Here is a 13,997-nt window from a genome sequence, read left to right on the forward strand (position 1 = left end):
CAAGTCAGGTTCGTCATGGTCGTTCGCCTCATCCTAGAAGGTGTTGAGGCGCTCCTTTTCCATGAAGATCGCGAGCTTGCCGACGTGGGTCCCGATGCCCGGCGCGTCCACGTGGAAGACGTAGATGCCGCTGGCCACCGGAAGCCCGTGGCTGGTCTCGATATCCCAGATGAGCTGCGACGAGTTGTCGTTCTTCTCCATCGTCCGGACCAGATCGCCCGCCAGGTTGAAGATGCGGACCGTGCAACGGACCGGAAGGTGCGTGAACTTGATCTGGCGATTGAACTGGTTCAGCTCGTAGGACGAGTGATTGAAGTAAGGATTGGGGACGGCCTTGATTCGAGTCATCTCGTTCTGGGCAAGCGACGCGCTGAGCACCGTCGCCGCTTGCATGTTGAACGCGTAGAAGTCGTTCTCCGTCTCGCCGGTCGGGATGCCCGCCGTCGCCGGAATGGGGTCCAGCGAGTAGCGGATGTTGTCACCGGGATCCGCCGGAATCTGCGCCCCCAGCGCATCGACCGTGGCGTGCGGCCACAGCGCGTACAGGAAATCGAGCTGATCGACCTCGTTGAGCGCGTCGTCACGCACCGGATCCTGGTAGAACGGCAGCGCCGTGGGCGAATACGCCGACCGCATCGGCCAGATGACCTCACGGTTTCCGAGTGTGGCCTCGGTCGTATCCGGGTTCCACGCGCCGTTGGCGGTGGGAGCGTTCTCGAGGAAGCCCGCGTTCAGCTGGACGTTCTGGTCGACGTCCCAGATCGTCCAGGGCACGTCCACGTAGTCCTGGAGCAGGTACTGGCCGCTCGCTCGGACATAGCGGTAGGCCTTCTGCCCCGGCGGCCCCCCGGTGAAGCGGATCTCGAGGTTCGGGAACTGGCTGCCGTTCGCCACCGGGTCGAGCGCCGAGCCGAACAGGTTGAACGCGTAGTCGGCTCCCCCGTCGAAGAAGTGGAGGCCGATCGCGGCCACGCCGTCGTAGGCCGGTGGATTCGGGCCCACGTTCACGTACTGGACGTCGGCCAGCGGGTTGTAGATGGCGCCGAGCACGCGGACTTCGATGCCGTCGACGATCGGGAACGCCTCGTCCGCTCCGAAATTCGTCATGTTGTTGAGCACCGTGTCGACCTGGGCGCCCATGGTCCTCACCAGGTACCAGGTCGCGGTTCCCGTGGCGTCGGGTTTGTACCCGACACGGTAGCTCGCGGTGCGGACCGAATCCTGGTGCACGACGCGGACGGTGACGCTGTCGCGAGTCGGAGGAAGGTTCGGATCGACCTGGCCGTAGGTTGGGCCGCTGACGATTCGGGCCGAGCTGAAGTCCCTGCCCGCGGGGGGGCTCTGGGGGATCAAGGTCATCACGTTGCGCGGCGACTCCAGGAACACCGGGGTCTGGCCGATGCCCACGGCATAGGCGGTCACCGCGTAGTAGTACGCCGTCCCACTGTGGAGCGGCCCGCCGCGCACCGCGTCCGCGGTGAGCGTGATCGAGTAACGAAGCCCGCTGTCGCTGCCCCTCGCCTTGACCCGAGGCAGGATGACGCCGAGATCCGCGTCACACTCGTTGTCGAGGACGGTGGTGATGCTGTTCGCGATGTCGAACGTCCCCACCGGAGTGAACGGGCCGGCGATCGAAGCTCCCTGATAGACGATGTAGCCCTCGAAGTTGTAAGGGGCCTCGTCATAGCTCTCCGAACTCGTGTCCCACGAGAGACGAATGGCGCCGTCATCCAGCGTGGATGTGACCACCGGGGGGTTCGGCGGATTGGCCAGGTCGAAGTTCTGGTCGAACGCCGACTGAGCGATGTCGTCGTCACAGCGCAGCAGGGTCACGCTGGAGAGACGATTCGTCCCTTGCGAGACCACGATGGCGCAAACCACCTCCTGCGTATCGCCGGGGGCCATCGTGAAGGGTCCCGACGAGAGCATGAGACGGCGATCGTCCGGGCTCGTGTCCAGCCATCCGGTGTTCGTCACCGGGTCACCCGAGACGAAGAAAGTGGTCGGCGTGCCGGTGACCGGATTGATGATCACGTTGCCATCGGCGTCCAGCCCCTTCATGTAGTTGAAGGTCTTCGCTGCGGTGTTGGGGTCGGTGCCGTTGATGTACTTGTTGAACGAGCTCATCGGCAGAGGCGCCCCGCCCACTTCCGGACCCTTGAAGAAGTCGTAGCCGACCGCGGGACTCGCTTCTCCGTATTGACCGTCCGAGTTCGTCGCGTTGTAGACGTACCCGAGGCTGCGTGGCACGTCGGAGCCGACGAGGTCGTCGAACGCACCGCCGAGATCGGGATCCGACCACTGGGACACGAACATGTTGTTGATCGTGTTCCCGCCCTTGTTGATGAAGATGTACCGCATGAAGATCGTGTTCCCCAGCGCGCCCACCCGGTTGAAGGCGAACGTGGTCTGCTGGACCTCGATCCCCAGCGGTGAGGTGCTCCCCGCCCGGTTCGTGTGATTGGCCGGATCGGCGTCGTTGTAGACCGCCCAGAGCATCTGGTCACCCAGGATGTTCAATGTTCCGTCCGCCTGAACTTCCACGTCCGGAGCGCCGTGGGTCTCGGCTCCGGCTTCATAGTCCGCCAGCGCCGCGTCACGCTCCGCCGTGGAGGTGTACACACGGTTCAGCTTGTAGACCTTGTACTCGGCCTTGTCCGGATCATCGGGTGCGGTTCCGACCATCGCTCCCGGCCCGTACTCGTCGGAATATTCGGAGACGGCGAGGCGGGTGGCCCCGCCGACTTCTCCTCCCAGCCAGAGACCCGCCGCGAAGACCGCCGTCTTGCCGGTCCCCTTGGGGAACTCCAGCCCGGACCCGCCTGTGGCCTTGTCGTAGGCGAACGATCCCGTGTTCGTCACGACCATGGAGATGTTGTTGACGTCGATCCGCTGGCTGTTGTCGATGATCGTTCCCTTCGCCGGCTTGGCCGTGCGATGGAAACGACTCGCGGCCGTGGATCCAACGGCTGTCCAACCGATCATCAGCACTGCGACGCACGAAAGGATTCGTGCCGCTCTCATGAGCTTCCTCCCTGTTTCCACCGTGCGGATCATTGACCTAGAACCCCACCCGCATGCCGAAGCGGATCGTACGGGGGATGCTGTACAGGTTCTCGTTCTGCAGTGCCATGTTGTATGCCGCATTGGGATCGATGCCTTCATTTTGGAGAGCCTGCCCCACGGCGCGCCCCTCGGGTGTATTCAAGAACGCCGTGGTGTTCGGAGAGCCCGTGCCCGAGAACACGTTGATCGCGTTGTCGGTGTCGAACAGGTTCTGGACCAGCGCATACACCGCCAGGTTGAGACCACGCGTATTGAAGCCCCTGGAAACCTTGAAATCGAGGCTGTTGGTCCACGGCCCGTAACGCGAGTTCAGCGCGCCTTGGGGCTCCGAAGCCACCGCCGCCAGCGTCACCTCGTCGTAGATGTTGGTCGGCGTGTACGGAGTCCCGCTGGCGATGTTGTACAGGACGTTGAAGTTGAAGTTCTCGAGCCAGTTGATCCCGCCCAGCTTCGGCCCTTCGGCCTTGCCGAGCCCGTAGTCGAGGTTGACCGAGATCTTGTGGCGCTGATCGAAGTCCAGCGGAGCGGTCTGCTTCGGCGGATCGCTCGCGGTCCACGCGACGTTGCGCTGCGTGTTGGACACCGAACCGGTGCCGAACGCCCACGACAGGCTATAGGCGACGTTGGCCTGGATGTGGTTGACCCGGCGCAGGGTGAAGGCCATGTCCACGCCCTTCAGGGTCGCGAAGTCCTTGTTGCGATAGGTCGAGAACTGGTTCGGGAAGCTGGGGACCGCCTCGATCTGAACCAGATCCTTGACGTCCTTGTAGTAGGCCGAGATGTCGAACTTGGCGTAGTCGTTCACCTGCTGGCTGATCCCCACCTCATAAGCCGTGGTCTGCTCGGGCTTGAGGTTGGGATTGCCGAACCCGACGAAGTACCCGCCGGTCCGCACCTTGTGCTCCAGGAAGCGATACGAGACGTAGAGGTCCTGGAGATTTGGCTGCTGGAAGAACTGGCCCCAGTTCGCGTGCAGCACCATCCGGTCGGTGACCGGGAAGCCGATCCCGAGGCGCGGGCTGACCCGGCTGTAGGTCTTGTTCTCGACGAGGTCCGGCTCGTCGAGCGTACCGTCATTGCCGAGCGGCAGGTCCTCGTCCGCCAGGGCGCCGACATCGGTGTTGATGTAGTCGTAGCGGAGCCCGCCGTTCACGACCAGTCCGGCGCGCTCGTACTTGTCCTGGAGGTACACGCTGAAGACCTTCGGCTTGCGGGGGCCGTCGATGCCCTCGTCGGTCTCCTCCTGACCGTCAGCGGAGTATCCGTAGCGGTCGATATCCACGTCGTTGTTGATGCTGTCGCCCGAGGCGTCCCAGAAGTTGACCGGGAAGAAGTGGTTGTAGAAACGCAGCGTGTGCTGGTCGTACTCGAATCCTGCCCTGAGCTGATGGAACGCATTCCATTGGTTGGTGTAGTCGCCTCTCACCGCCCAGTACTGAGACTTGCGCCGCAGATAATCGTCGAACACGTGGCCGGTTCCCCCCGCCCGCTCGGCGGAGGCGCGCAGCGAATCGGAGAGCGGATCTCCTTGCGGGCCGCTCAACCCCGGCCAGAACCAGCGGATGTCCGAGCGAAGATCAGCCTGAGGGAACTCTCCGTAACCGTAGATGTTGTCGAAGTAGACGCCGTCGCCGCGCGTGCGCTCTGTTTGATAGAAGTTCGCGCCCACGCTGTAGAACGACTTGGCGTTCAGCGTGTGGTTGAGGAAGGTGCCGAACGACCGGTTCCGATCCTCGTATCGCGGCGCATGGGCGAGGTTGAAGCGGTAAGTATTGAGGTACTGCTGCCAATCGTCATCCGCCCACAACCCGCTCAGCTTGAGGCTGAGCGGCTTGCCGAGAGGGATCGAGAGCTTCCCCTGGTGCGTCCATCCGGCGAGCGCGTTGGACGGCAGCGGTTCGTCGTAGTTCGCGCGCGGCGAGCGATCTGACTGATAGCGGCGCTGGCCGCTGTAATAGAAGTTACCCCAGTCCTTCCCGGGGAAGATGGGGCCTCCGAGCGTCCCGTCGTACACGTTGTTGTCGTAGATCTTCGCGCCCAGGAGGTCGTTGCCGTAGCCGCCGAAGTTATCGGTGAGAGCCTCGAGGCTCCCGCTGTACTTGTCCGTGCCTTCACGGGTGATCACGTTGATCACGCCCGACATCGCGCGCCCGTACTCGGCGTTGAAGCCGCCGTTCTGCACGACGACTTCCTGGATGGCGTTGTTGCTGATGGCGGTCGTTGCATTACCGGTCAGGGGATCCTGCTGGGAGAACCCGTCGAGGTAGTACGCCGTCTCGTTCGGCCGGCCACCGCGGACGATGAGCGTCGGTCCGTTCTGGGCCTCGCGGTCGATCTGACGCTGAAAGCTCACGATTCCCGACGACTGAGCCGCCGCCTCCTGGTAGCCGCGCGTGGGCATCCGCGAGATCTGATCGGAGGAGATGAAGCGAGTCGTGTTGGTGGCGTCCTTCTGGAGGAGCGGGCGCTCGGCCTCGACCCGTACTTCCTCCATCTGGACGGCTTCGGGCTTCATCTCGATGTTCAGCTCGGTGGTGAAGTCGGGGGTGACCGTCACCTTGTTCGCAATGAACGGCGCGTACCCGAGGATGTTGGCACGGACCACGTATTCGCCGCCCAGGACACCAATGATGAAGTACTCACCCTTCTCATCGGAGACAGCGCCGACTCGCTGGGCTTCGATCCGGACGTTGACCCCCGCCAAAGGCTCTTTCTTCTCGTTCGTGACTTTTCCCACCAGCTTGCCGGTGGTTCCAGCCTGGGTCATCGAGCCGGTCAACACGGATGTGGCGAAGAGCGTCGCCAACATCACGACCCGGGGAGCTCTGTGGAGCATGGACGTCATTCTCCTTTCAAACCGAAAGAAGCGGCACTCGTCTCGAGGACAACGAGAACCCGACACGGCCATCGGTTGTAGAGGGGGATGTTTGCGGTTGCTGCACACGCCATGATTCTTCCAGCTCTCCTTTCCCCTGTTGCGGTGGGAGGGGAACGCCATCCGTGGCTTGGAGCGCGTGGGACTGTGCCCACATGCGAGCGACGGTGGACCTTCCGCATTGAAATGTCAACGTCAATTCGGACAGGCGGAGGAGCGCAGACCGCATTCAAGACCTTGGAAGGCTGGGACTTGGGGGGCCGGACTCGCCAAAAAAGGGCGCGGGGCAAGGCGCCCCGCGCTCCACTTTTTGCTGGCTATCTAGAATGCGTACGTCGCGGTGACCTTGGGGAACACCGGCGAAGTCGTCGCGCCGCTGATGAAGTTGAACCCATTGTGGGGGAAGGCATCGTTCACGATCGCGTCGAACTGGAGCGATCCGATCTTCACGCCCGCGCCCAGCGACATGCTGAACGGAGAGTCGTGGATGGTCAGCGTGGTGGGCGTGCCTTCGTCCTCGAACTCGGTGGAATGCCACACGCCCTTGTTGGCGCCGAAACGCAGCGTGAGCCAGCTGTTCACGTGGGTCTCGAGCGCCGCGAAGAACTGCGGCATGAACGTCTCGGTGATGTTTCCGAGGGCGAATCCCGCGCCGAACAGGTCCACTTCCTGCTCGATCTTGTTCTGGGCGAAGGTGAGGCCGAGGACGAACAGGTCGTTGGACCCGATCGTCCAGTTGCCCGCGACGCCCGCCTGCCATCCCGCCAGGCTGTTGTCGAAGCCGAGGGCGCCGGTGGTGGTGGACAGGTCGTACGAGTAGAGCTTGACCACCGGGACGACCATCACGTTGGGCTGCCACTGCCACCAGGCGCGAGCCGCGAACTGATAGGCGGTCGAGCCGTCGTTCTCCGTAACCGTCACCCCCGTGGTGTCCACGACCTCGAACGTGCGGCTCTGCCAATGGAGATTGGCTTCGACGTTCATCGTCGGGCTCATCTCGAACCCAACGCCGACACCCAGGCCCAGCACGTTCCGGGCGAGGTTGGGATCGAACTGGGTGAAGTCGAAGGTGAGCTCGCTGATGTTCCCCAGGCCGACCGGGTCATTGTCGAGCTCGACCTGGCCGAACGACCGGTTGAGGCGCAAGCCCAGCGCGAAGGTTCCGAATTTCCTGCCCCACATGATGTCGAACTGCTCGCTGGTGTGGAAGTTCGGGTCGCTGGCCAGCGGGGGCGTGCCCGGAGCCGGGTTGCTGGTCGCGTCGCCCTGGCCGAGCTGCGGCGTGAACTGCCGCATGTGAATCGCCCAGGCGCCCATCCGCCCTTCGAACCAATCCCCCATCACCGCGCCCACCGAGCGATCGACGGGAACACCGCCCGTCGCGACGCCCAGCTCGCCGTAAACGAGGTTGCCGACGTTCGAGACGCCGGACGTGTACGTGAAGATACCCGTGTAATCCTTGATGTAATCGCCCTGGATCGCCATGCCCTCGACGCGGGACGTCTGGGCATGGGCGAGCAGCGGCAGCGCCAGCATCAGCGCACCAAGGACCAAGATCTTCGCGATTCGACTATGCATATGAGACTGCCTCCTAGGGTCAGTAGGCGATTCGATGCCACGTGGGCAGACCAATGCTCGCTGGCCTGCGATCGACCGCGCGATCTCTGCCGGTCTCCACCTCCTTTCGAAGCCGGTCTCGAGCGTCTCTTGAGGGCATAGCAAAGGCTCCATCACTTCCGTGGGATGGAGCTCCAAGGACAAACCAGGATAGAGCCTCCATGTAGGAGGTCCTGGCGAACGCCCGCCGGCAGGGTAGGAGGCTGGCCAAGAGCCTGTCAACTGGGAATGTCGGCCGGGTCGAGGCGGTCAGGGACGCCCAACCGCCCGGAGAGAGACCGCCAGCGCCCTGTCGTAGAGCCTGTGGGATGGGGTCAGGCTGCTCACGTGGACCGTCCCCTGGGCGTGAGCGACGAGGCCTCGGCCCATCGCGATCCCCACGTGGGTCATCCGCCCGCCCGGCCTGCCGAAGAAGACCAGCTCTCCTTTGCGCGGGGCCCGGCGACGACCGGAGCCCCGGCACGCAACGAACTGCTCGTGCGCGTCACGCGGGACCTCGGTGCCGATGCTCGACAACACCTGCTGGACGAAACCGGAGCAGTCGAACCCGAGCGGCGTCCGGCCGCCCCACAGGTAGGGAACGCCGATCAAGCTCCGGATCACGTGCTCGAGGCTTCCTGCAGGGCGCCCGGACCGGCGCAGGTGACGGCGCTCCGTCCAGGCGTGATCGCCGCCCGGCAGCCTCAGCCGGGCGAAGGCGCCCTCGAATCGCGACACCACCACCGGACTGTTCCAGAAGATCGGGGTCACGATCGCGCCACGCCTGGGGCCGGCTCGAAGCTCGAGGTGGCGGCACGCCACGCGCCACTGCGCCGATCGCTCCCATTCGGCGGCCTCGGCCGCGGTCAGGGGACGAAGTCCCCACTGCCGCACCCAACCCTTGTAGCCATCGGTCCGGTTCTCGATCCTCGACCACTTTCCCCCGCGGCCGACGGACAACAGCCTGACCAGCTCACCCATCAGGAGCTGGCTCTTCAGCTCGCTCCGGTGGCTGGGCCGGCGGCGCACGTCGAGCGCCGCGATACGGACCACGGCGCTTTGGCTCATTCGCCGATGGGACTCATGAGCACGAAGCGCCCGAAACCTTCGCGGTCCCCGAAGACAAAACGGCGAAACGGGTTGTTGTAGTACCAGATCTCCAGCTGTGGCGTGTCGGTGCCCGGAGCCCGAGTCTCCACCTGATCCGGCTGGCCATGACGGATGTAGATCCGACCCATGTCGGACCGCCAGCCCGGGCCATAACCCTGGAAGTGGCGCTCGGCGTGATGGACGCGTCGAATGAATTCGATCAGAGCCTCATTGCGCGGCGTATCCGGTGTGGGATCGCGGCGCCGCCAGAACTGCTCCCACCCTGCGGCCTGCTGATCCACGGGAAGCGCTCGCAGTCGATCGACCTCCTCCGAGTTGGCGATGTAGCTCAGCGGCTCCAGGATGCGTTCGAAATCCTGCCCCTTGGGCGGACCGCTCTCCTCCACCTCGAACCTGCGCTCGACACGCCAGCGCGAGCTCTTCTCGGCGAGCTCCACCTCGAACACGTAGGACCCCACGAAGAGATCCGTATTGAGAGGACCGAACAAGATGGGCTCGGCAGAGCGGCTGAGCGTGACCTGCTGGGATCCTTCCTTCAGCTTCTGGCCCATGTCGTCCATCAACCGGTACTTGAAGACATAGCGCCGCGGCCAGGCTCCGGGCCTGCGATCGAACAGCGAGGCCTGGGCCGTGAGCCGACTCACGTCGGCCCCGAACACGCGGGTGGGGATGAGACGAAACACGCCGCTCGAGTCGCGGACTCCGAGCTCGAGGTCCGAGAATCCCACGGGAATACGGGTGTAGTCGGGAACGGTGATGCGATCGCGCGCTCTCGATTGCGTGCCGCCATTCAGATCGCGCACCGAGACCGTCACCTCGTACGTGCCGGGCGGGATCTCGAGCTTGCGCCGCTCGACCGCGGCGGCACGCGGGGAGCGCGAGACGTCGAAGCTGCCGACGACGAAGCGGCGCTCCCAGACATCGCCGTAAAGCGGTCCGCCTTTCTGCGATTCGAACGAGATCGAGATCTCGATGTCGGCTGCGAACCGCGAGTCCGCCGGGGTCTTGAGCTGGACCCATTGCAGGCCTTGATAGGGAACCGTGACCGAGATGCCCATCGCGGGACGGCCTTCGGCATCCAGCGAGAGCACGAGGTCTGCGGTGAAATCGGGAGGCTGTTCGGCTCGAAGAGGCGGGATCTCGGCCGCCTGCGCAGCCGGCGCTCCCAGGATGCGCCATGAGAGCCCGATCACCAGGGCAAGCTGGCATGATGGGAGCAGAATCCGCCGAAGAGCCAATGCGCGGACGACGCTAGCACAGGCCACGGAAACGCTCCAAGCCCATCCGCACAAACTGCTTGACGGCCATGACGATGCCCCTGGATAGTTCTTGCGCCGGGCGTCTTGGCCAGTTCGGCTCTGGAGTGGCGATTGCCCAGGCTTCACCAGCATTTCCTTCTTCTATCGGCCGTTTGCGCCGCCTCCCTGGCGCTCCCGCGACCCGCTCGAGCGGTGATGCCCACCCGGGCCGGGAACGTCCCCGCAGTCGTGTCGCAGGCCTTCGACGACGGCCGGTTCCAAGTCCCGTCGACTCCCGCCTTGGGGACCAGCATCGTCGCCGGGACCTGGTTCATCCCGGTCATCCTGATCGATTTCCCGGACCAGGGGCTGACCTACCCCAGCGCGCCAGAGTGGGACCGGGCCCTGTTCGACACCACCGGCGTGACGGCCACGGGATCGGTGTACGACTACTACAACTGGGTTTCCGGCAGCCGGCTCAAGATCATCGGCAAGGTCGTGGCCACCGTCCGCCTCGACGAGAGCAAGACATTCTATGCCGGCAATTCCTGGGGACTCGGCAATACGACTCCGATGAACAGCGCGGGCGCCGTCCTCGAAGCCCTACGCAAGTGCGACACCCAGGTCAACTGGTCGGACTTCGACCGCGATCAGGACGGCTACGTGGACATGCTGTGGGTGGTCCACTCGGGACTGGGCGGGGAGAACGTCGTCACGCGCCAGGATCTCTGGTCGATCACCTCTCGATTGACCAACTGGAGCGGAGCGGGATCCTTCACGACCAGCGACCTTATTCCCGGCACGGCGCTCAAGGTGCGCGTGGACCGTTTCACGATCCTCCCCGAGTTGTCGGCCTTCCGCGCAGGATCTCGCGCGGAGATCGGCGTCTTCTGCCATGAGTTCGGTCACGCGCTCGGATTGCCGGACCTCTACGACACGGCGCCGCTCACGCATCCGCCGAACGTGGGGCCCGGAGGCTGGTCGTTGATGTCCACCGGCGCCTATGGAACGGACAGCCAGTCACCCGAGTATCCATCCCATCTCGGGGCCTGGCCGATGCTCTACCTGGGATGGCGCACGGCGGCCCGGCCCACGCGCGACACGCTGATGACGCTGACACCGATCGAGACGGGCGGGCAGATCCTCGAGCTCTGGTTCCAGGGGGAATCCAATCCCGAGCACTTCCTGATCGAGAACCGCCAACGGCTCGGCTTCGATCGCAACCTCCCGAGCGAAGGCGCCTTGGTCTATCAGGTCGACGACGCGCAGATCGCGGCCGGCATCCCTTCCAACCGGGTGAACAACGGCTTCTTCCCCGCGCTGAGGATCATCGAGGGCGATGGCCGGACCGATCTCTTCCAGGGGATCAACCGCGGGGACCCCGCCGATCCGATGCCCGGCAGCTCCGGCATCACGCGCTGGGCCGACGACACATGGCCCAACACTCGATCGCGGCTCGGCAACATCACCAATGTCGCGCTGCGGGACATCGTCATGATCGGGGACAACGTCGGCTTCACGGCGCAGGTCCAGTCTCCGGGCTGGCTTCCCGCTCGAGTCCAGTCCACGGCCTCGTACAACCCGATGCCGAGCACCGGCCCTGGCACGCGCGCGGTGATGCTCGAAGGGGGCGGCATCGTCGCGGTCGGCAGCGAATACCTCGGCGGCATTCCGCAGGTCGTCGTTCGGACCCGGCATGCCGATGGCGTGTGGGAGACTCCCGTCACCATCAGCCAGTCCCTCACGGGCGCCGTGGAGCCCACCGTGTGCACCATCCCCGGCGGCGACATCTGCATCGTGTGGAGCGACGCGCGGCATGGTCCGCAGGAGCTCTATTTCCGCTCGCGCATCCGCGGCGTGTGGACTCCGGAGCGGCGACTGACCGACCTTCCAGGATTCTCCCGCGCGCCGGCGATGGTGGCTGACCACACCGGAAGCGTGCAGCTCGTCTGGCAATACAGCGACGGCAATGGAGTCCGGATCTACTTCATGCGCTTCACCTACCTCTCCCCTTTCGGCGACCCCTGGCCGGTCTCCGCCCCCGGCACGGTGCCCGACATGCCGGCGTTGGCGCTCGCTCCGGACGGATCGAGCTATGCGCTGTGGGTGGACCAGGGCGGCAGCCAGGTCGGCGTGTGGTTCGCGCACTGCCATCCGGACTCCGGCGTGCGCCCGGCCCGGCGACTCATCCAGCCGCAGGGCGGCGTCCTTCCGACCGTCCACGCCATGGTGGACCAGCAGGGCAATCTGAACGCTCTGTGGGCCACGACGGGCGGAGGCGGCAGCGAGCTCCATTTCCACCAGCGCGCCGGGTTCTTCATCCGCGACACGGTGCTGGTGCGTCGCGGTCAGCCGATCCAGGACTTCATGATCGCCGAAGATCCCGCGGGAGGCGTGCACGTCGTCATGGAGGCGGCCACCTCCGGGGCCTTCCAGGTCCTCTACAAGGCATGGCGCTCGAATGGTGGATGGGACATGGGCAACACCGAGGTGACCGCTCGAGATGGCGTGGCGGTGCGACCCATGGTCCTCCTTCGCGATGGAACGTCGTTGACGGTGTTGTACACCGCCTACGTCCAGGGCATGCCGGTCTTCATGGAGCGCGATCGCAGGATGGTGCTTCAGCCACTGACCGCGGTGGACGATGAGCCGAATGTGGCGATCGCCGGAATCCGGGCCGGACCCAATCCACTGCGTGCCGGAAAGCGGCTATCGTTCCTCGGTCACGGCAGGCCGCCGCGGGGGACGCTCGATGTTTTCGATCTCCATGGTCGCCGAGTGGCTCGCGCGACCTTCAGGACGACATCCGAAGGCTGGCGCGCGGAGGTTCCGGGAAGCGAGACCTCGTCCTGGACGCCTGGCGTCTATTTCGCGCGTCACGAGGAAAGCTCGGCGCAGTTGCGGGTCGTCGTTCTGCGCTGACCCCCGCATGCGCAGGGGGCCTTCGCGCTCGGCAACCGGCCGGGCTGACGGTTCGCCACTCGTGTTCGCCGCCATGGGCCCGCTTCTTCTCGGCGGCCTTCTTCCGCTGAGCCCCGACATCTCGAATCGCTGGTGCGTGGCCGGCCGCTGGACGTTTCCGGTGGGGGATCCCCTGGCCATCGGAAGCGCAGGGCCCTTCGGCGAGCAGCCCTTCCAGGTGACGCGCAACATCCAGAGCCGCGGCGACCGGCACTCCGGCGCGGACATCTCCAATCGCACCGCCGGCGACACGGTTCGAGCCGCGGCCCACGGCATCGTGGTCGCCGCCCAGGACGCGGGCAGCGGGTACGGTCTTCATGTGGTTCTCGCCCACCGGCTTCCCGATGGAAGTCTGGTGATGAGCGTCTACGCGCATCTCGCGCGCGGGTCGCTGAACGTCTCTCCCGGCGAATCGGTGCTCATGGGCCGGCCGCTGGGACTCGTCGGAAGGTCGGGGACGGCGACGTCTCCGCATCTTCACTTCGAGGTCCGCAAGCCTTTCCTGTGGGACGAGCGCTGGGAGAAGTCACCGACGCTCGATCCAGTCCGGTTCGTCACCGCGGCGCTTCCGAGCCGAGAGCGGGATTCGACCTGGGCCCGCCCCTATCTCCAGTGGGCGGAGTGCGCAGGCATCGTCACGCCCGGCGAGCACGGGGAGACCATGGTGACGCGGGAGCGCTGGAGGCGGGCGGTCGCCGCCGCAGGCTGCCGGGGGGAGGACCTGGTGGGTCCTCCTCCCCCGGCGCTTTCCGAGGCCGACGAGCCGGTGACCTGGCGCGAGATCGCCCGCGATCTGGACCGACTTCGAAAGGCCGGCCTCTGTCTGCCACGGGATACCACCGCCAACGCGCGACGGCGCTCCGATTGCGACCGGCGGCTGGGCATGCGGGATCCCTCGCGGGATCCCGATGAGCTGGGCGCGCGTCGTGCGCTTTGCACGATCGCGGAGCTCGCGCTCGTCATGAGCGACTTCTCCGGGCGCTGAACCGAAGCCGCTCAGCCATGCAGTGCATGAGAGACGGCCGGGCACTCTGCATCTCGATCCCGCGACCCGCGGTCGCGCTTCGCACCGACGCCGCCCGGTGATGACCGCGTAACCCTCAAGTTTTGACGGCTTGGCGCCGATGACCGTCGCATCGCCGGGGGAACGC

7 protein-coding genes are annotated in these 13,997 nt (G+C 65.2%); 2 read left to right on the top strand and 5 right to left on the bottom strand.

Annotated features, from left to right (window positions below):
- Positions 1-33: 33 nt before the first annotated feature.
- From VFQ05_10585 to VFQ05_10605, 5 genes are all read right to left on the bottom strand, one after another.
- Entirely contained in the window at positions 34-3,024 is a 2,991-nt protein-coding gene (locus VFQ05_10585) for a hypothetical protein (protein ID HET9327211.1), read from the bottom strand.
- A gap of 37 nt (positions 3,025-3,061) precedes the next feature.
- Positions 3,062-5,902 carry a TonB-dependent receptor gene (locus VFQ05_10590; protein ID HET9327212.1) on the bottom strand — a complete coding sequence of 947 codons (2,841 nt, stop codon included), beginning with the start codon at positions 5,900-5,902 and terminating at the stop codon, positions 3,062-3,064.
- A gap of 360 nt (positions 5,903-6,262) precedes the next feature.
- Complete coding sequence (locus VFQ05_10595) at positions 6,263-7,519, bottom strand: hypothetical protein (protein ID HET9327213.1); 1,257 nt, start codon at positions 7,517-7,519, stop codon at positions 6,263-6,265.
- A gap of 288 nt (positions 7,520-7,807) precedes the next feature.
- Positions 7,808-8,605, bottom strand: coding sequence for a C40 family peptidase (locus tag VFQ05_10600; protein ID HET9327214.1), 798 nt, complete (start codon positions 8,603-8,605; stop codon positions 7,808-7,810).
- Positions 8,602-9,912, bottom strand: coding sequence for a GWxTD domain-containing protein (locus VFQ05_10605; GenBank protein HET9327215.1), 1,311 nt, complete (start codon positions 9,910-9,912; stop codon positions 8,602-8,604). The genes VFQ05_10600 and VFQ05_10605 overlap by 4 nt, the downstream gene beginning before the upstream one ends.
- Positions 9,913-10,101: 189 nt before the next feature.
- On the opposite strand from VFQ05_10605, the gene VFQ05_10610 reads away from it, so the two are divergent.
- Positions 10,102-12,807, top strand: a complete 2,706-nt coding sequence (locus tag VFQ05_10610) for a M6 family metalloprotease domain-containing protein (GenBank protein HET9327216.1) — start codon at positions 10,102-10,104, stop codon at positions 12,805-12,807.
- A gap of 73 nt (positions 12,808-12,880) precedes the next feature.
- The gene (locus VFQ05_10615) at positions 12,881-13,831 is read left to right on the top strand and encodes a M23 family metallopeptidase (GenBank protein ID HET9327217.1); all 951 of its coding nucleotides are present in this window, start codon (positions 12,881-12,883) and stop codon (positions 13,829-13,831) included.
- Positions 13,832-13,997 lie beyond the last annotated feature (166 nt).

Source organism: Candidatus Eisenbacteria bacterium (assembly GCA_035712145.1).
Classification (GTDB): Bacteria; Eisenbacteria; RBG-16-71-46; order RBG-16-71-46; family RBG-16-71-46; genus DASTBI01.